The 19358-nt window shown below is 74.1% G+C and carries 14 protein-coding genes; 6 read left to right on the top strand and 8 right to left on the bottom strand.

The genetic code is table 11. The features are described 5' to 3' along the window. Positions 1-4 precede the first annotated feature (4 nt). Entirely contained in the window at positions 5-892 is an 888-nt protein-coding gene (locus V6U77_RS13045; protein WP_334606551.1) for a phosphatase PAP2 family protein, read from the bottom strand. A gap of 84 nt (positions 893-976) precedes the next feature. Between V6U77_RS13045 and V6U77_RS13040 the strand changes: the two genes are divergently transcribed. After that, complete coding sequence (locus V6U77_RS13040; protein ID WP_334606549.1) at positions 977-1669, top strand: DUF3159 domain-containing protein; 693 nt, start codon at positions 977-979, stop codon at positions 1667-1669. A gap of 283 nt (positions 1670-1952) precedes the next feature. Here the strand turns inward: V6U77_RS13040 and V6U77_RS13035 are convergent, their stop codons facing one another. Further along, the gene (locus tag V6U77_RS13035; RefSeq protein ID WP_334606564.1) at positions 1953-4844 is read right to left on the bottom strand and encodes a glycoside hydrolase family 48 protein; all 2892 of its coding nucleotides are present in this window, start codon (positions 4842-4844) and stop codon (positions 1953-1955) included. Between the two features lie 961 nt (positions 4845-5805). On the opposite strand from V6U77_RS13035, the gene V6U77_RS13030 reads away from it, so the two are divergent. Then, positions 5806-7227, top strand: coding sequence for a GH1 family beta-glucosidase (locus tag V6U77_RS13030; RefSeq protein ID WP_334606548.1), 1422 nt, complete (start codon positions 5806-5808; stop codon positions 7225-7227). Between the two features lie 72 nt (positions 7228-7299). On the opposite strand, the gene V6U77_RS13025 is transcribed toward V6U77_RS13030, so the two are convergent. From V6U77_RS13025 to V6U77_RS13015, 3 genes are all read right to left on the bottom strand, one after another. After that, on the bottom strand, positions 7300-7722 hold the full coding sequence (locus tag V6U77_RS13025; protein ID WP_442934427.1) for a roadblock/LC7 domain-containing protein: 423 nt from the start codon (positions 7720-7722) through the stop codon (positions 7300-7302). Continuing rightward, positions 7719-10280, bottom strand: a complete 2562-nt coding sequence (locus tag V6U77_RS13020; RefSeq protein WP_334606547.1) for a sensor histidine kinase — start codon at positions 10278-10280, stop codon at positions 7719-7721. The genes V6U77_RS13025 and V6U77_RS13020 overlap by 4 nt, the downstream gene beginning before the upstream one ends. Before the next feature lie 99 nt (positions 10281-10379). Next, complete coding sequence (locus V6U77_RS13015; RefSeq protein WP_334606546.1) at positions 10380-11759, bottom strand: FGGY family carbohydrate kinase; 1380 nt, start codon at positions 11757-11759, stop codon at positions 10380-10382. 256 nt (positions 11760-12015) lie between these two features. Between V6U77_RS13015 and V6U77_RS13010 the strand changes: the two genes are divergently transcribed. Beyond that, positions 12016-13983: an anthranilate synthase family protein gene (locus V6U77_RS13010; RefSeq protein WP_334606545.1), complete on the top strand. Its 1968-nt coding sequence runs from the start codon at positions 12016-12018 to the stop codon at positions 13981-13983. A 94-nt stretch (positions 13984-14077) separates the two neighbouring features. Here V6U77_RS13010 and wrbA read toward each other — a convergent pair whose 3' ends face one another. Then, positions 14078-14695: an NAD(P)H:quinone oxidoreductase gene (gene wrbA, locus V6U77_RS13005; RefSeq protein WP_334606544.1), complete on the bottom strand. Its 618-nt coding sequence runs from the start codon at positions 14693-14695 to the stop codon at positions 14078-14080. 143 nt (positions 14696-14838) lie between these two features. Here wrbA and V6U77_RS13000 point away from each other — a divergent pair, with 143 nt between their 5' ends. Beyond that, positions 14839-15327, top strand: a complete 489-nt coding sequence (locus V6U77_RS13000; RefSeq protein WP_334606543.1) for a GNAT family N-acetyltransferase — start codon at positions 14839-14841, stop codon at positions 15325-15327. A gap of 190 nt (positions 15328-15517) precedes the next feature. Here the strand turns inward: V6U77_RS13000 and V6U77_RS12995 are convergent, their stop codons facing one another. Then, positions 15518-15907: a hypothetical protein gene (locus tag V6U77_RS12995; protein WP_334606542.1), complete on the bottom strand. Its 390-nt coding sequence runs from the start codon at positions 15905-15907 to the stop codon at positions 15518-15520. A gap of 126 nt (positions 15908-16033) precedes the next feature. Between V6U77_RS12995 and V6U77_RS12990 the strand changes: the two genes are divergently transcribed. Beyond that, a complete protein-coding gene (locus tag V6U77_RS12990) occupies positions 16034-17143 on the top strand; it encodes a winged helix DNA-binding domain-containing protein (protein ID WP_334606541.1) in 1110 nt (369 codons plus the stop codon). Positions 17144-17300: 157 nt separating this feature from the next. Next, positions 17301-18053 carry a YsnF/AvaK domain-containing protein gene (locus tag V6U77_RS12985; protein ID WP_334606540.1) on the top strand — a complete coding sequence of 251 codons (753 nt, stop codon included), beginning with the start codon at positions 17301-17303 and terminating at the stop codon, positions 18051-18053. Between the two features lie 97 nt (positions 18054-18150). On the opposite strand, the gene V6U77_RS12980 is transcribed toward V6U77_RS12985, so the two are convergent. Then, entirely contained in the window at positions 18151-19356 is a 1206-nt protein-coding gene (locus V6U77_RS12980) for an ABC transporter ATP-binding protein (protein ID WP_334606539.1), read from the bottom strand. Positions 19357-19358: the final 2 nt, after the last annotated feature.

Here is a 19358-nt window from a genome sequence, read left to right as displayed (position 1 = left end):
GCGGTCAGCCCTTGACCCGGGGCACCAGCCGGTGCACGGCGACGAGCACCAAGGCCATCACCACACCCATCGTGCCGACGATCCCGGCGGCAGTGCCGGCGTAGCCGACGAGCAGTGGCCGGCGGGCCAGCTCGCTGGGCGCGGTGCCGCGCAGGTCGACCAGCCAGCCGAGGGCGACGCCGCAGGCCACCACCGCCAGCAGGCCGCCGACGCCGAGCACCGTCGCGGCGACCCGGTGGGCGTCGGCCGACTCCACCTGCGCCTGTTCCCGCTGGGTGATCAGCAGCATCAGCCCGGCCAGCGCCGCCCAGACCCCGACCACCAGGAACGCGGCCACCGCGTCGCTGGGCCGGTGCCAGCCCGCGGAGAGGGTGGCCACGCCGGCGATCGCGGCGTAGCCGGCGCCGAGGAACGCGCCGAAGACCCGTACGGTGCGGGGCAGCACCAGCACCAGGGCCACCGCGACGGACGCGGCGACGGTGGCGTGCCCGCTGGGCAGGCTGTTGCCGGCGTAGATCCGCTCGGGGTCGATGCCGAAGTCGGGTCGGGTCAGGCCGTACTTGAGCACCTGGGTGGTGGCGTTGGCCCCGGCGATCAGCAGGGTGGCCGTGACGGCCAGGGCGATCCGGCCCCGGATCAGGGCGATGAAGCCGATCACCGCGGTCGCCGCCAGCAGTGAGACGACCGACATGGCGTTGAGGATCCGGTCCACCGGATCCTCGATGCGGTCCTGTCCGATCCGGTTGCCGGTCAGGGCGACGGTGTCGACCCACTGGCCGATCTCGACGTGCACGGCGACCCGCCACACCGCCAGGAAGGCTGCCGCCTGGACGATCGCCAGGACGACCAACCAGACCGCGGTCCAACCCCTCGCCGTCGCTCGCACCCGCACACCGTAGCGGCAGGCGCGCGCCGGCCACCGGGTGGCCTGCCGCCGGTGGACGGCTAGGTTGGTGGCGGACGTGAGGAGGGTGCGGTGAGGCGTACACCGGACGGTGCGGCGACCCCGGCGGACCGGCCGGAGACGCTCGCGGACCTGCTCGGCGGGCGCCGGGGCGCGGTCGACGCCAGCCTGCCACCGGTGGCGTTCGGGATCGGTTGGCTGCTCGGCGGGCACTCGCTCTCCGCCGGGGTGGGCGCGGCGGTGCTCACCGGCGCCGCGCTGGCCGGCTGGCGGCTGCACCGGGGCGACCGGCCGCGTTCGGTGCTGGTCGGGCTGCTGGCCGTCTGCGTGGCCGCGGTGGTCGCGGTGCGCACCGGTCGCGCCGAGGACTTCTTCCTCGTCCAACTGCTGTCGAACGCGGCGAGCACGCTGGCCTGGGTGGTCAGCATCGTGGTGCGCTGGCCGCTGCTCGGGGTGGTGGTGGGCGCGGTGCTCGGTCAGCGGACGCGGTGGCGGCGGGACCGGGCGCTGCTGCGCGCGTACGGCCGGGGCAGCTGGGTGTGGGCGGTGTCCTACGTGCTGCGGGTGGCGGTGTTCCTGCCGCTGTGGCTCGGCGGTCAGGTGGTCGCGCTGACGGTGGCCCGGGTCGCGCTGTCCTGGCCGCTGGTGGCGGCGGTGCTCGCGGTGAGCTGGGTGGTGGTGCGCCGGTCGTTGCCCGCCGGTCACCCCGGGCTGCGGCACCCGGTCGTGCCGGCCGCTGCCGCGGCGGAGCCGGCGGAAAAGTAAGGGAGAGGCCGCCACGGGGGGAGCGGCCTCTCCGGTGACGTACGTTACTCCGTCGCAGCCTCGCGCGTGATCCCGTGGTGGCCGGTTTTTCGGGCGTTTTCGCGCCCGGTGCATATCCGGGTGTGGTGGGGTGGGCCGGCTGTCCCGCTGCGTCGGCCGGTTGGCCGGCCCACCCCGGCCTGACCGTGGGAGTCAGGCCGTCCTCCGACCGGGCGTCCGTGTTCCCCCAGGCCCGGCCGGCCTCCGGGCGGGCGGGCCGCGCCACCCGCCCGGAGGAGTCGGCTCAGCCGTTGGGGAACAGCTTGCCGTAGTCGGCGTACGCCATGGCGACGTCCGCCTGCGCCCAGAACCGGTGGTACTTGAACTCCGGCTCGGGACCGCCGTCCAGGTACGCCTGGACCTTCGGCCAGGCGGGGTCGTTCTTGTAGAAGGAGCGGATGTCGACGAAGCTCTTGCCCGCGGCGATGGCGTCGCCGTTGGGCATGGTCCCCGTCCAGCCCGGCGGCACGTAGAGACCCTGGCCGGTGCTGGCGTCGTAGACGTCGTCGAAGCGGCGGTAGTCACCGCGCTTCTCCACGGTGGAGACGCCCTGGGCGTCGCTGGCGGCGTGCAGCGCGTCCAGCAGCCCCTTGGCGGTGGTCTTCGCCGCCGCGTTGCCGGACTTGGCCGCGTACGCGGTCAGGATGCGGGCGTAGGCGGCGGCGATGCCGACGTCCTGGCCCTTCACCGTGACCTCGACGTGCAGGTTGGTGTTGGGCTGCGGGTTGGCCGGGTTCCAGGTGGTCGGCTGGCCGGTCCACTTCATGTCGGACGGGATCGACCAGTTCGTGCCCAGCGTGGTGTTCGCGATCGCCCACGGCACCCACTTGTCGAGCAGTGCCTTGGCCTTGGCGTTGCCGGTCTCCAGGTACAGCTCGGCGATGCGCTGCATCGACCAGGCCTGCATGCCGAACCACTGGTTCGACGGCGGGTCGTTGTAGACCGGGTCGACGTCGTAGTACATGCCGTAGAAGGTCGACGTGCCGGCCGGGGGCTGACCGTAGTTGCCGCCCCAGCTGTTGGTCGCGCCGCCGGCGATGCCGCCCTCGGCGGACTGGAGCCAGGTGTAGAACTCCAGCTGCCGCTCCAGGCTCTTGGTCCAGTCGGTGACCGCGGTGGGCGACTTCGGCTTGAGCTCGTTGACGTTGGTCAGCGCCCACGCCGCGAAGGGGTTCTGGTAGCCGAAGTGGTTGTGGCTGGAGCCGATGCGCCACGACCAGTTCTGGTTCGGCTCGTACGCGCCGCCCCAGGCGTAGTACCAGGACATCAGGTAGTGCGCCGAGTCCTTGCCGGTGCCGGCCGGGCACGCGGAGGCCCCGACGCAGTTGCCGATCTTCTTGAAGTACTTGTCGAACATGGCGTAGCGCAGGTAGTCACCCATCTTCGCGGCCTTGGCCACGGTGGCCGCCACGTCGGCCTCCTTGCCCTGCTCCTTGGCCCAGGTCAGGGCCCAGTACGCGGCCTGCACGGCGCGGGCGTCGGCGTCGGGGGCGTTGGTGTACTTCCACTGCTTCGCCGGCGCGTTCGCCTCCTTGATGAACAGGTCGAGGTAGCCCTTGCTGCCACCGTGGGCGAAGGTGTCGCAGGACGGCTGCGGCACGGTCTCCCACACCGATTCCTGGGTGCCCCGCTGGAAGGTGTTGATGTACGCCGGCCGGGTGGTGCCGTCGCCGCAGCGGCCGAAGCCGTAGGTGTTGTCCACGTCGAGCAGCCAGTGCATGCCGTAGATGTCACCGGTGCCGTAGGTGTTCTGCAGCTCCGCGCGCAGCGGGTCCTGGCCGACCGGCACGGACGGCTCGAGCTGCGAGGGGTACTGGCTGGGCAGGTCGTGCTCGGCGGCGTACTGCGGGGTGCCGGCGGCGCCCGCGGTGGGCTGGTCGGCGTGCGACGGGATGATGTACTTCTCCATCACCGTCCAGGAGTTGTTGAACGGCGCCCAGTTCTGGGTCACCCGCCCGTACTGGGCCTCCAGCCACAGCCAGAAGCTGAACGCCTCCGAGGTCGTCTCGTGGCCGTGGTCGGGCGCCTCGACGATGAGCGTCTCGATGGAGTGGTACGGCACGCCCTCGGGGCTGAAGTAGCCCGAGTTCTTGATCTTGCCGTACTGGTCCAGGAACCGCTTGACGTAGGTGTCGTCCCCGCCGCCGCTGTCGTTGTCGATCTCGGTGGCGGTGATCGCCAACGGCGCGTACCCGGTGGCCGATGCGGTGACGGTGGCGCTGCCGCCGATCGTGTCGGCGTCCTCGGCCGCCGCGACGGTCACGTTCACCCCGGTGTTCCAGTTGCTCGGGGTCAGCGTCACCGAGGCCGGCGAGACGGTGATGTCGGTGTCGCCGGTGCGGGCCAGCGAGACCGGCACGTTGGCCGTCGGCGCGGCGCTGAGCTTGAGGTTGACCGTCGAGCTGGCGCCCTCGGTCACGCTCACCGCCGACGGGGTGGCGACCAGCACCGGACCGGACGCCGCCGCGACGGTGAAGGACTTCTCCGCGGTGGCGGTCAGGTTCGCGTTGTCGTACGCCTTGGCCTGCACCGTGTACGCGCCGGCGGGCAGGTCCTCCAGCGTGTAGCCGTACGGGGCGGTGGTGTCGGTGTTGACCAGCAGGCCGTTGCGGTAGAACTCGACCTTGCTGATCGTCCCGTCCGGGTCGGTGGCGGTGGCGCTCAGGGGCACGTCGGCGGGGGCCTCGAACGGGCCGGCCGGCACGCTCAGCCCGACCGTCGGCGGCTGCTGCTGGGTGCCGCCGCAGGTCACGCCGTTGACCGAGAAGGACGTCGGCTTCGGGTTGGCGCCGCTGTGCGTGCCGTTGAAGCCGATGCTGGTGGAGGCGCCGGTGCCGAGGTTGCCGTTGTAGGACTCGTTGGTGGCCGTGACCTGGTTGCCGGTCTGGCTCCATTTGGCCGACCAGCCCTGGGCCACCCGCTGGTCGCCGGGGAAGGCGAACTTCAACGTCCAGCCGTTGATCGGGTCGCCGAGGTTCTTGATGGTGACGTTGGCGGTGAAGCCGTTGTTCCAGTCGCTGGTCGCGTAGACCACGTCGCAGGCGGGCGCGGCCTGCGCGGCGCCGGCCGGCAGGGTCACCCCGCCGACGACGAGCGCGGCGGCGGCGACCATCGCCAGGCGGCGACGTCTTGCCAGATTTCTCATGTGCGCGGTGTCTCCTCGGACCTGGCCGGGAACGGAGGGCCCCCGGCGGGGCGCCTCCCGCGAACGGGGATTCGAGGCGCCCGGGATGGTGGTCGCCCCGGCCCGGGGCCGGGGGTGCGGCGGGCGGCGCCCCTGCTGCGGGGCGACTCCACCGGCTGCGTCGGATGCCGTACCGGAGACACCGGCTGCCCTCGGCGACCCACGCTTCGCGCGATCTGGCTCCGCGTCGCGGTGGCGACAGTCTGCCATGCATGGAAGCGCTCCCACAATGGCCGGCGGCGCAGCGCGGCAGCAACATGTTTCGATCTCGTTCTGGGGCTTTCACAAAGCCGTGACGGGCGTTACAGTCGCAACATCGGTCGATGGGAGCGCTTCCATCGACGGAGTTCCAACTGGAAGATCACCCGGGTCCGCCCACGGCGGAACCCGGGGAATCAGCCCGAGGGCTGACGGCGGGCCAGCCCGGACACCGCCGTCAGCCATCCCACCGACATGGAGGGAGGTGGATCCTCTAGCCACTCGCGTGGCCCGGCTCCCGCGCAACACGCACGACAGGACGCCAATTCCGCCCGTGCGTGTGCAGCAATGGTGGGGACGGGGGTTGCCCTCCCCCGTCCCCACACACTAAACCCCCTGCCACGATGGGAAAAGAGGCCGACGGGACTGGCCGTGTCGCCGTTCCGACCGGCCTCGTCCGCTGTCCGCCCGCACCCGCCCGGTCGACGCCCCGCGCCCCCGGCGCCCCGGCGTCCCGCGGCCGGCCACCCGAGCGCCGGCGCGCCACCCGCGCGCCCCCGCTCCCGCACCGCCGCAACGGGCGTACGACACCACACCCTTCCGCCTTCCCCGATCGTCTCCGCCCAACCGGGCGAGGCGACCGGCCGGCAGCCCCTGCCCTATGCTGGGAGCGCTCCCGGCCCGGCGGTGGCCACGCACACCATGAGGAGAACCGATGTCGATGCCCACCCCGCGCCCGCCCGACGGCGCCGCGCCCTCCGCCACCGCCCCCGCCGCCGCAACGGGCGGCCCCGCCGTGACGGACGACGGGAACCGGCCCGACGGCCTGCGCTTCCCCCCGGGCTTCGGCTGGGGGGCGGCCACCTCCGCCTACCAGATCGAGGGCGCGGCCAAGGAGGACGGCCGCGGCGAGTCGATCTGGGACACCTTCAGCCGTACGCCGGGCCGCACCCGCAACGGCGACACCGGTGACGTGGCCGCCGACCACTACCACCGGTACGTCGAGGACCTGGACCTCATGCGCGACCTCGGGCTTCACAGCTACCGGTTCTCCATTTCCTGGCCCCGGGTGCAGGCCGACGGCGCGGGCGCACCCAACCAGCGTGGGCTGGACTTCTACCGCCGCCTCGTCGACGGGCTGCACGAGCGGGGCATCGCGCCGATGGCGACGCTGTTCCACTGGGACCTGCCGCAGGCCCTGCAGGACGCCGGCGGCTGGGAGTCACGCGACGTCGCCCACCGGTTCGCCGACTACGCCGAGATCGTCTTCCGCGCGCTCGGCGACCGGGTGCCGGTCTGGCTGACCGTCAACGAGCCGAAGACGGTGGTGCAGAACGGCTACCTCGAAGGACACCACGCCCCGGGCCGGCAGGACCCGGCCGCCGCCTACCTGGTCGCCCACCACCTGCACCTGGCCCACGGGCTCGCCGTCGCGGCGCACCGCGCCACCGGCGCCGGCCGGATCGGCCCGGCGCTCAACCTGCACCCCTGCTACCCCGCCGACGGCTCCCCCGAGGCGGCCCGGGCCGCCCGGCTGCGCGACGGCTACGAGAACCGCCTCTACCTCGACCCGATCCTCACCGGCCGCTACCCGCAGGACGTGCTGGACGACCTCGGCCCCGACAGCCGGCTGGCCGGCGGCATCCGCGACGGCGACCTGGCGACCATCTCCGCGCCGGTCGACCTGCTGGCCGTGCAGTACTACACGCCCTACTACGTCGCCGCCGACGCCACGACGGTCCCCCGCTGGCCCACCTCCCAGGCGTCCTGGCAGCAGATCCACCCCGACGGGATGTACGACATCCTCACCCGGGTCACCCGCGACTACGGCCCGATCCCGCTCACCGTCACCGAGAACGGGCTGCCCACCCCCGACGCCCTCGACGCCGACGGCACGGTCGACGACGCCGGCCGGGTGACCTTCCTGCGCGACCACCTCGCCGCCGCCCACCGCGCCGTGGCCGCCGGCGTGCCGCTGGAGAGCTACCACGTCTGGTCCCTGCTCGACAACTTCGAGTGGGACGCGGGGTACGACGAGCGCTGGGGACTGGTCTACGTGGACTACCAGACCCAGCGGCGCGTGCTCAAGCGCAGCGCGCACTGGTACCGCCAGGTCATCGCCGCCAACGGTCTCTGACCGCCCGGCACCCTCCACCCCGGCGCCGCTCGACGGTGCCGGGGTGGACACGCCGGGGTGGCCGACGTCCGGTCAGCGGGGCAGGGCCTGCTGCAACTCCGCCCGCAACGCCGGGGTGAGCATCTCCCCCGCCTGCTTGGCCAGCCGCGCCATCTCGTAGCCGACGACGCCGATGTCGGCCTCCGACCCGGCCAACGTGGCCAGGATGGATCCGTCGCGCACCTGCATGACCAGGAAGTAGCCGCGTCCCATCTCGACGACCGTCTGCTTGACGACGTCCCCGTCGAACATCTGCGCCGCGCCCGCGGTGATGCTCATCAGCCCCGAGGTCACCGCGGCGAGCTTGTCGGCGTGGTCGCGGGGCAGATGGTCGGAGATCGCGACCAGCAGGCCGTCGGAGGAGACCACGATGGCGTGCACCACCCCCGGCACCCGTTCCGTGAACCCGCTGACCAGCCAGCTCAGGTCGCGGGCCTCCCGGCTCAACGTCGTCATCGCTGTCCCCCTTCGGTGCGTACGCCGCCCGGCGGCATGGAAATCTCCGTGGTGTCCTCGGCCTCGGCCCGCCGTACCCCGCTGTAGAGCCGGGACAGCATCCCCCCGACCGCCTCCGGGTCCAGGTCCTGACGCGCCACCGGCTGTTGCGGTCGCGCCGGCCGGGTGACGGCGGAGAGCTGCGCCATCGGCACCCGCACGGGCAGGCCGCGCTCGTTGGTGCCGCCGGTGACCGGGACGGCCGGCGGCGTGGGCGAGGTCGGCGGCGCCGGATCGGGCGACGGGCCCTGCCGGGACCACCACCCCCCGCCGGCCGACGCGGCCGGCCGGGCCGCCGGGGCGAGCACGTCCTCGGCCCGTACCGGGACCGACCGGGCCTGCCGGGGCGGGGCATCCGCCCGCGACCCCGACGCCGGCAGCTCACGCGCCGGCCGCGCGCCGTCCCACGCCGGTGGTCGCCCGGCCACGGGCAGCTCGCCGGTGGGCGGCCCGCCGTCCCACGCCCCACCGGCCGCCGTGGCGGACAGCATCCGCGTCGGTACGGGCGCCTCCCGCTCAGGGGCGGCAGTCAGCAGGCCGCCGGGCAGCCGTACGCGGGCGACGAGGCCCTCCTCGCCGCCGGCCAGACGCACCTCGACGCCGAGCCGGGCGGCCAGGTGGCTGACCACGAACAGGCCCATCCGCTCGACCGTCGCCACGTCGGCCGCCGGCGGGGTGGCGAGGGCGGCGTTCGCCTCGGCCAGCGCGGCGGCGCTCATCCCGATCCCCCGGTCGACGATCTCGATGAGCGCGCCGGCGCCCTCGGCCCGTGCGCTGACCGTCACGACCGTGTCCGGGCGCGAGAAGGAGGTGGCGTTCTCCAGCAGCTCGGCGAGGATGTGGACCAGTTCGCCGACGGCGTGGCCGACGACGTGCAGGTCCGCCACCGACCCGTGCCGGACCCGCTGATACTGCTCGATCTCCGCGCTGGCGCCGAGCAGCATCGCGCCGAGCCCCGCCGGCCGGTTCCACCGGCGGGTGGCCTCCGTTCCGGCGAGGACCAGCAGGCTGTCGTCGTTGCGCCGCATCCGGGCGGCCAGGTGGTCGAGCTTGAAGAGGTTCTCCAGCTGGTCCGGGTCGCTCTCCTCGCGCTCCAGGTCGTCGAGCAGCTCCAGCTGGCGCTCCACGAGCACCTGGCTGCGCCGGGCGAGGTTGACGAACATCGCGTTGACGTTGCGCCGGGTGGTCGCCTGCTCGACGGCGACGTTGACCGCGCTGCGGTGCACCGCGACGAACGCCTCCGCCAGCTCGCCGATCTCGTCGAGCGAACGGACCACCGCCGGCGGGACCTCGATCGCGGGTACGCCCCCGGTCACGGTGCGCAGGCGGTCCAGGGCGTCCGGCAGCTCCATCTGGGCGATCCGCAGCGCCTGGCCGCGCAGCAGCCGCATCGACCGGGCGATGGAACGGCCGATGAGGACGGAGGTGAGCAGGGCCACCAGCAGCACCGAGAGGATGCTGCCGACGACCAGCAACGTGGTGCGCAGCTGCGACGCGCTCACCTCGTCGGCCTGCCGTACGGCGTCGTCGAGCACCGACGCCTCGATCCGGCGGAGCAGCTCCTGGCGTTGCTCGCCGGCCGCCCACCACTGTGGCGCCGGCAGCACGCTCGGCGCGGCGGACCCGCTCGGCAGGCTCTGCTCCTCCAGCCGGGTGGCCGCCAGGAACGCGGGATCCGTCGAGGTCTCGTCGTAGCGACGGACCTGCTCGGTGGTGGCGGCGACCCGGAACGCGCCCAGCGCGGTCAACTGCTGGGCGCGCAGGTCGGCCAGGAGCACCTGCTCCTCCACGCCGTACCGTCCGGCGCGGGCGGCCTCGTAGAGCTGGGCCCGGACCCGCGAGGAGAGCTCCTTGACCCGGGCGAGCTGCACGTAACGCAGCACCGCGTCGCTGAGGGCGGGCCGGTCCTCGCCCGGCGAGGGCTCGGCGAGCAGGTGCAGCAGGGCGTCGACGGCCCGGTGGTAGTTGCTCAGGATGGTGTCGCTGCCCAGCACCGCCGGGGGGATCGCGGCCCGGATGTAGGCGACCTGCTCGTAGGTCTCCAGCACCTCGGAGTAGGCGACCCGCCAGGAGGCGTCGGCGTCGGCCAGCGGCTTGGCGGCCCGGCGCAGGTCGCGCAGCGCCTGGTCGGTGGCGGCCTGCAGGGGCTTCAGCACGACGATCGCCGCGTCCCGGTCGGCGCCCGCGCCGCCCCGGCGCAGCTCGCCCAGCTCACCGGCGGCCCGGTCGCGTTCCTGCTGGAGCTGGTGCACCAGCGCGACGATCTCCCGGCCGATGCCCACCTGCTGGGCGAAGTCGCCCAGCGCGGTCGTCCGCCCCACCAGGGTGTGGGTCTGCACGCCGGCCAGCACCAGGAACGCGACCGAGGGGATGACCAGCACGGTGACGAGCTTGGTACGCATCCGCCAGTCCCGCAGCCGGAACGGGGAACGGCGGCGGTGCGGTACGACCCGGACGTCGAACCGGCGCCGCCGATGCTGCGACACCGTGTCGTCGGGCGGTTCCGGACCTGCCCCCACACCTACCTCCTCCCTGTCCCGCGTCCGCCGCGAGCCGGGGAGCGGAGTCCATCCAACCAGGCCCCCGAGCGGTGTCAACGGGGCGGGCGGAGGTGCTACTCAGGAGGGTGAGGCGGTCTCGTCCGTCCGGACGATGGCGGCGAGCCGGGAGGCGTCACCGACGCGGCCCAGGGCCACCAGCGCCGCGCCGCTCGCCCCGACCTCCGGGTTGCTGCCGTACCACACGGGCCGGGGGGCGAGGGCCGCGGCGAACGTCGTACGCCACCAGCGGGAGGCGGCCATGGCGCCCCCGCCGAGCACCACCTCGACCGGCTCGTCGACGGTGGACTCCAGCACGACGAGGTCGTCGGCGACCAGGTCGCACAGGCCCCGCATCAACCCGGCCAGGATCTCCACCGCGCTGGTGCCGAAGCTCAGGCCGCCGAGCGCGCCCGAGCCCGCCGGGGCCATCCCGGGCGGCCGGTCGCCGCCGAAGCGGACGTTCACCGGCAGGCCGCCCTCGTGCGGCACCCGGGCCAGGGCGGCCTCCAGCTCGCTGCCCCCGGGCAGCCGCAGCTCGCGGTCGGCCCAGGCGAAGAGGTTGCCGCCGGAGGAGTACGCGGCGCCGGTCACCACGTGGTGGTGGTCGACCCGGTAGCGCCAGAGCTCCCCGGGCAGTGGCGGCATGGCCTGTCCCACCGGGACGTGCTGCACCAGCCGGACCGCCGCCGACGTGCCGACCGTCACCGCTGCCCGGCCCGGCTCGACGCAGCCCGAGCCGACGTTCGACGCCGCGCCGTCGCCCACCGGGCCGGCCCAGGGCGCCTCGGCGAGCTGCGGCCAGCGCCGCGCGTACGCCGGCCGCAGCCGGCCCCGCCACCCGATCGGGCCCAGCTCGGGCAGCTCGTCGGCGCGGCTGCCGGCCAGCGCGCACGCCTCGGCGTCCCAGTCCAGCGTCTGCAGGTCCAGCAGGCCCGTGCCGGAGGCCTGGGAGATCGACATCGGCGCCGAGTCGAGAAGCTCGCCCAGCACGTACTCGGCCAGGCCGGCGAACCGGGCTATCCGGCCGCCGGTGTGCTCGCGCAGCCAGGGCAGCCGGACCGACCAGTAGCAGCGGTGCCACCACGTGCCGGTGCGCCGGTGGAAGTCGTCCGGGTCGGCCGGGCCGGCCGACCCCGCGGGGGCCTCGGGGCGGGTGTCCAACCAGGTCAGCACCGGCCCGAGGGGCGCGCCGTCGGCGCCGACGGGGACCACCGAGTGCCACTGCGCGGACGTCGCCACCAACGACACGTCGCGCAGGTGCCCGCCTTCGGCCAGCTCGTCCAGGCACGCCGCCAGGCAGGCCAGGTAGCCGGGGCCGTCCAGCGTGCCGGTGCCGTCGTCGTGCACGGCGAGGCTCACCTTGCGCCGGGCCAGCGCGCCGGGCAGCGGACGGGCGTCCGTGTCCAGCACGAGGCCGCGTACCGAGGAGGTGCCCAGGTCGAGCGCGAGAATGTTCATCGCGGGTCAAGTTACCCGGTGCGCCGCGATGCGGCGTCCCAGCGGGTGGGCCGTACGCCCGATCGGCGCTCCGGTGCCCGCGCACAGCCGTAGGATGGTCGCATGCACGCGCACCTGTCCTGCTGGTGGCCCGCCGACCCGGCGGCCGTCCCCCGCGCGTAGCTTCCCACGCGGCCGCCCGACGAGGCGGCCGCCGGTCTCTCCCCCGGCCCTGACGGTCGCCCCGCCGGGCGCCGCCCGGCCCGAGGAGACCCCCATGACCGACCTGACCGAGCTGCTCGCCGCCGTCACCGGCGGCGGCGACCCGGGCCCGTTCGCGCTCGTACGCCACGAGGGCGCCGCCCACCTGGAGCTGTTCACCGGCACGGTACGCACGGCGGACCGGCTCGCCGACCTCCCGCTGCCCGACGGGGCGCCCGGCCCCCGCACCCTGGCGCTGGTGCCCTACCGGCAGGTCGTCGAGCGGGGCTTCGCCTGCGTCGACGACGGCCTCCCGCTGGAGTACCTCGAGATCGCCCGGCACGGGCGCATCGAGCTGGCCGAGGCGCTCGCCGCGCTGCCCGACGTGCCCGTACGCACCGCCGGCGCCGGCTTCGACGTCACCGACGACGAGTACGCCGCCACCGTCGGGCGGGTGCTCGCCGAGGAGATCGGCCGCGGCGAGGGCGCGAACTTCGTCATCCACCGCTGCCTGCGCGCCACCGTGCAGGGGCCGCCACTGGTCGCCGCGCTGGCCGCGTTGCGCCGGCTGCTGCGGGGCGAGCGTGGGGCCTACTGGACGTTCCTGGTGCACACCGGCACCCGGATCCTGGTCGGGGCGAGCCCGGAGCGGCACGTCAGCGTCGACGACGGCCTGGTCATGATGAACCCGATCAGCGGCACCTTCCGGCACACCGGCACGCTCGCCGACCGGGCCGCGCTGCTGCGCTTCCTCGCCGACCCCAAGGAGGTCGAGGAGCTGTACATGGTGCTCGACGAGGAGCTGAAGATGATGGCCACGGTCGCCGAGCACGGCGGCCAGGTGGTCGGGCCCCACCTCAAGGAGATGTCCCACCTGGCCCACACCGAGTACCTGCTCGCCGGGCGGGGCACGAAGGACGTGCGCGAGGTGCTGCGGGAGACCATGTTCGCGCCCACCGTCACCGGCAGCCCGATGGAGAACGCCTGCCGGGTCATCGCCCGGCACGAGCGCGTCGGGCGGCGCTACTACGCCGGGGTGCTGGCGCTGCTCGGGCGCGACGACGCCGGCCGGCAGACCCTGGACGCGCCGATCCTGATCCGCACCGCCGAGATCTCCCCCGCCGGCGAGCTGCGGGTGCCGGTCGGAGCCACCCTGGTGCGGCACTCGACGGCCGAGGGTGAGGTGGCCGAGACGCACGCCAAGGCGGCCGGCGTGCTGGCCGCGCTGGGTCTCGGCCCGCAGGCGCCCGCAGGCGGCCCGGAGCCCGCCGTACGCCTCGCCGACGACCCGGAGGTCCGGGCCGCGTTGGCCGCCCGCAACGCGCCGCTGGCCCGGTTCTGGCTGGACCAGCGGTCGCCGGGAGCCGGTGGCCTGCCCGGGCTGGCCGGGCTGGCCGGCCGGCGGGCGCTGATCGTCGACGGCGAGGACACCTTCACCGGCATGCTGGCCCACCAGCTCGGCGCGCTCGGCCTGGCCGTGACGCTGCGGCCGTGGCACAGCACCGGCGGCGTGCACGGCCACGACCTGGTGGTGCTCGGCCCCGGTCCGGGTGACCCGGGCAGCGCCACCGAGCCGAAGATGCGCACGATGCGCGGGATGCTCGCCGGGTTGCTCGCCGAGGGCCGGCCGACGCTGGCCGTCTGCCTGGGTCACCAGCTGCTCGCCGGCCTGCTGGGGCTGGCGCCGCACCGCCGGGACGCGCCCTACCAGGGTCTCCAGCGGGAGGTGGACGTCTTCGGCACCCGCCGCCGGGTCGGCTTCTACTCCACCTTCACGGCGCGCGCCGACGTCGACCGGATGGCCACCCCGTACGGCCCGGTGGAGCTGGCCCGGGATCCGGCCGACGGCGCGGTGCACGCCCTGCGCGGGCGGGGGTTCGCGGGGGTGCAGTTCCATCCCGAGTCGGTGCTGAGCCCCGACGGCGTGGCCGTGCTGGCCGACCTGCTGGGCGGGCTGCTGCCGGCGCCGGTCGGGGGGCCGCCCGCGGCGGACGGGAGGTCGTCGGGGCGGCCGGGTGCGCATGGTCGCCTCGATCGGGGGTAGGGGTGCTGCGACCGGCGGTCCGGATCGGGTCGAGAGCCCCCGCCCGGACCGCCGGTCGCGGTGGCGCAGCCGGCCCGGTCGGGTTGACGGCGGGTCAGCCGGGCAGGCCCGCCTTCAGCGCCGCACCGATCTGCACGGCCCGCCTGACGGTCAGGGCGGTGGCGCCGAGCGCGATGTCGTCCGGCGCCGTCTCGCCGTTGTTGCTGGTGTGCGAGGCGCCGTAGGGGTTGCCGGCGACGAACTGGCTCGGGTCGGTGTAGCCGGGGGTCACCACGACACCGCCCCAGTGGTAGAAGACGTTGAACATCGACAGCAGGGTGGCCTCCTGCCCGCCGTGCAAGGTGGCCGTCGAGCAGAACGCCGAATAGACCTTGTTCGCCAGGGCGCCCTGCGACCACAGCGGTCCGGTGGTGTCCATGAACTGCTTGAGCTGGGCGGCCATCACGCCGTACCGGGTCGGGGTCCCGAAGATCACCACGTCGGCCCAGGACAGGTCGTCGAGCTGCACCTCGGGGACGTCCTGGGTCTCCATGTGGTGCGCGTGCCAGCCCGAGTTCGAACGGATCGCCTCGTCCGGCGCCAGCTCACGCACCTTGCGCAGGCGCACCTCCGCACCAGCCTCACCGGCGGCCTCGCACGCCGCCTGCGCCATCTGGTAGGTGATGCCGGTGGCGCTGTAGTAGATCACCGCGACCTTGGTCTGGGCAGCCATCGGATGTTTCCCTCCTCATGTCGGGTCAGCTCCCGCGACTACCCGATGCTTACGCCGTCAAACGGTGCTCGGATCTGCTGGCCCACCCGCGCCGGGCGCGCCCCGCGTACCCGCGCCCGTCCGCCGCGAGCGATGCTGGGGGCATGGAGATCAGAGCCGCGACGCGCGACGACTGGCCGCTGATCTGGCCCTTCCTGCGACGGATCGTGGCGGCCGGTGAGACGTACACCTGGCCGCGCGACGTCGACGGCGAGCGGGCCCGGACGATGTGGCTGGTGCCGCCGCCGGGCCGCACGGTCGTCGCGGTCGACCCGGACGGCACGGTGCTCGGCTCGGCGAAGTTGGTGCCCAACCAGCTCGGGCCGGGCGACCACGTCGCCAACGCCAGCTTCATGGTCGCCCCGGCCGCCGGCGGGCGCGGGGTGGGGCGGGCCCTGGGCGAGCACGTGCTGGCGCTCGCCCGCGCCGACGGCTACCGGGCCATGCAGTTCAACGCCGTGGTGGCGACCAACACCCGCGCGGTGGCGCTCTGGCGGTCCCTCGGCTTCGAGGTGGTCGGCCGGGTGCCGGAGGCGTTCCGCCATCCCGTCCAGGGCTTCGTGGACCTGCTCGTCATGCACCGCCGCCTCTGAGGACCGGCCGCCCGCGGCGACTCAAGATGTCCGCAAGTTTCGATGCGTTCCGGTGCGGGTGCGGCCGCCGACCGGGGATCCTGGTCCCACCGGTGCCGGCGGACCGGCAACCGCCCGGCACCGGCCGACCCGAACGGGGGATCGCGCTTGGCCGGCAGCGTCGCCGGCGAAGCGCGGTCAGGGGCGCCGGTCAGGTGTCGAGGCGGTCGCGCAGGTCGTCGACCTCCCGCTGGATCCGGTCCACGCCGCCCTGGTCGTTGAGGAAGGTGGTGATCCCGGCGGCGAAGGCCAGCCCGATCAGCACCGCCAGGGCGCTGAGCACCAGGCCGCCGATCGCCACGCCCCGGCCCGTCACCCCGGGCCGGCCGGCCATCTTGAGACCGACGATGCCGAGGATCACGCCGATGACGCCGAGCAGCAGGCCGATCCAGGACAGGATCACCGTCAGCACGCTGATCAGCGCGGCCACCCCGAAGACCAGTGCGAAGGCGGCGGCGGCGCTGGTCTTGGCGGCCGGGCCGCCGCGGCCGGCACGGGTCGTGACGCCGGCACCCCGGGCCGGCTCGCTGGACGCGGTCATGTCGCTCCCTCCGGGCGCGCGGACGGCACGCCTGCTGGCCGGCCGCTTTCCCGCTACGACGGCGGTCATGCGTCGGATGTCGGGGGTCGGCCCTACGCTGGTGTCCCACCCGATCCGAGGAGCCTGATGCCGGCGGAGCTGACCGGGCGCGAGGCGCTCGCACTACGGATGACCAGCCTGCTGCTCCGCCCGCATCCCACGGCGCGCCCGACCGGGGTTGCCGACGTGGTGCGGTGGTTCGGGGCCATGCAGGCGCAGGACCTGGCCAGCGGCATGTGGTCACTCGGGGCGCGGCTGCCCGCGCTCGGCCACGCCGACGTGCACGCCGCGCTCGAACGCCGGGAGGCGCTGCGCACCTGGCCGATGCGGGGCACCGTGCACCTCGTGCCGCCCCGCGACGCCCGCTGGATGCTGGAGCTGACCGGCGTACGCTCGCTGGCCGGCGCCGCCACGCGCCGCGCCCAGCTCGGGCTGGCCGAGGCCGACGCGGCCCGCGCGCTCGACGTGCTCGGGGGCGCGCTGGCCGGCGGCGGCCGGCTCACCCGGGCACACTGCCTGGCCGCGCTGCGGACCGCCGGGATCGACACCGGCGACCAGCGCGGATACCACCTCCTCTGGTACGCGAGCGTCCGCGGCGTCACCTGCCTCGCGCCCAACGTGGGCGTCGAGCAGACCTTCGCCCTGCTCGACGAGTGGGCGCCCGAGGCGCACCGGCCGGAGCGCGACGAGGCCCTCGCGACCCTCGCCCACCGCTACGTCCGGGGCCACGGGCCGGTCACCGCCCGGGAGTTCGCCGGTTGGACGGGGCTCACGCTCACCGACGCGCGCCGGGGCTTCGCGGCGGCCGGCGACGCCCTCACGACGGTGCGGGTCGACGGGCAGGAGGCGCTGGTCGACGTGGCCCTGCTCGACGCGTCCCGCGCGCCGGTCGACGACCTGCTGGTGCTGCCCGGCTTCGACGAATACCTGCTGGGCTTCAAGGACCGCTCGCTGATGCTCGATCCCGCCCACGCCGACGCGATCGTGCCCGGCCGCAACGGCGTCTTCCAGGCGACGGTCGTGCGCGACGGGCGGGTCGTGGGCACCTGGAAGCGCGCGGTCGGCAGGAGCCGGGTGACGGTCACCGTGTCGCCTCTGGTGCCCCTCGACGAGCGGTGCCGGGCCCGGGTGCAGGGCGCGCTGAGCCGCTACGCCGACTTCCTGGGCCTGCCGCTCCGCGTCGACTGGTCCGCCTGAGCGCCGGCGGCCCCACCGGTCCCATCCGTCCCATCGGTGCCTGGCGTCCCGGCAGTGCGTCGGGCCCGCGGCGCTGCTCCTATCCGGCCGGCCGTCGACGAATCCGTGCCGGCCGGCGGGGTATCCGCCCCATGAACCGAGAGGGAGGTAGACGACCATGAGGCTCAACGAACAGCAGGCCAACTCGCTGTACGGGCAGGACGTCAAGGACCGCTCGGGCTCGAAGATCGGGAGCGTGGGTCAGATCTGGGCCGACGCCGCCGGCGAGCCGACCTGGGTCAGTGTGAAGACCGGCCTGATGGGCCACAAGGAGTCGATGGCTCCGCTGGAGAAGGCCCGGATCACCGACGCCGGGCTCGCGGTCGACTACGACAAGTCCACCGTGAAGGACGCTCCGGCCGTGGACGCCGGCACCGACCAGCCGCTGGACACGGCGCAGATCGAGCAGCTCTACGCGCACTACCGCCTGACGCCGCAGGCCCCGCGGGCTCCGCAGCCCCCGCCGACCGCCGGTCGGGGACGGGCGCCGGCGGCCGGCGAGGACCTGATCCGCTCGGAGGAGCGGCTGCGGGTCGGCACGGAGAGCCAGCCCGCCGGTGCGGCCCGGCTGCGCAAGTACGTGGTGACCGAGGACGTGCACACCACCGTGCCCGTCGAGCACGACGAGGTGCGCGTGGAGCGGGAGCCCATCGCCGCACGCGACGCGCGCGGCATGCGCGCCGACATCGGCGAGGCCGAGCAGGAGATGACCCTGCGGGCCGAGCGACCGGTGGTCGCCAAGGAGACGGTGCCCGTGGAGCGGGTCCACCTGGCCAAGGAGGAGGTCGTCGAGGAACAGCCCATCGACGACCAGATCCGTCGCGAGCGGGTGGACGCGGACATCCCGGAACGTAGCCGGCGACGCCGCTGACCGATGACACGACGACGGGCGGGTGGGTCGGTTTCGACCCACCCGCCCGTCCTGTCCTCCGTCGCGACGGCGACCGGTGCCGCCGTGGTGGCATACGTCAGTCGGCGAGCGCGCCGGCCGCGCGCCCCTCGTGCAGGGTCAGGTTGCGCCCGTTGGTCGGGTCGAACAGGTGGATCTTCTCGAGGTTGAACCAGACCCGGCGGTTCTGCCCCTCCTCGACCGGGGACTCGGCCGACAGCCGGGTCACCAGGCTGGCGCCGCCGCCGCTGAAGTCGGCGCCCGCGTCGGCGGCCAGCTCCTCCAACTCGGCGGCGCTGGCCCGCTCCCCCTCGACGCTGAAGTAGACGTACTTGTCGGAGCCCATGGACTCGACGATGTCGACCGGCGCCTCGAACTCGATGCCCCGGCGGCGGGTGTCGTCGTCGATCAGCGCGGCGTCCTCGAAGTGCTCCGGCCGGATGCCGAGGATCAGCTCGCGCGGGGCGTCGGCCCCCTCCAGCTCGCGCCGGATCCGCTCGCCGATCGGCACGTCGCCCAGCGCCGTACGCAGGCTGCCGTCCTCGACCGCGGCGTGCAGGAAGTTCATCGACGGTGAGCCGATGAAGCCGGCGACGAAGAGGTTGCGCGGATTGTCGTACAGCTCCTGCGGCGGTCCGACCTGCTGCACCGCGCCACCCCGCATGATCACCACGCGGTCTCCGAGGGTCATCGCCTCGGTCTGGTCGTGGGTCACGTACACGGTGGTGGTGCCGAGCTTCTTCTGCAGGCGCGACACCACGGTGCGCATCTGCACCCGCAGCTTGGCGTCCAGGTTGGACAGCGGCTCGTCCATGAGGAACGCCTTGGGCTGCCGGACGATCGCGCGGCCCATCGCGACCCGCTGGCGCTGGCCGCCGGAGAGGTTGGCCGGTTTGCGGTCCAGCAGCGCCGACAGCTCCAGGACCTTCGCCGCCTCCTCCACCTTGCGGTGGATCGTGTCCTTGTCCAGCTTCGCCAGGCGCAGTGGGAACGCCATGTTCTCCCGGACGGTCATGTTCGGGTAGAGGGCGTAGGACTGGAACACCATCGCGATGTCGCGGTCCCGGGGCGCCTTGTCGTTGACCCGCTGGCCGCCGATGCGCAGCTCGCCGGAGCTGATGTCCTCCAGGCCCGCGATCATGTTGAGGGTGGTGGACTTCCCGCAGCCGGAGGGACCGACCAGGATGACGAACTCCCCGTCGGCGATCTCCAGGTCGACGTCGGCCACCGCGACGGTGCCGTCGGGGAACTTCTTGCTCACCTTGTCGAGCACGATGTCAGCCATGA

This window comes from Micromonospora sp. CPCC 205546, from assembly GCF_036902715.1.
In the GTDB taxonomy this organism is placed as follows: Bacteria; Actinomycetota; Actinomycetes; order Mycobacteriales; family Micromonosporaceae; genus Micromonospora.
Note: the sequence above shows the minus strand (reverse complement) of the source record. Positions and strands in the feature narration are given on the sequence as shown.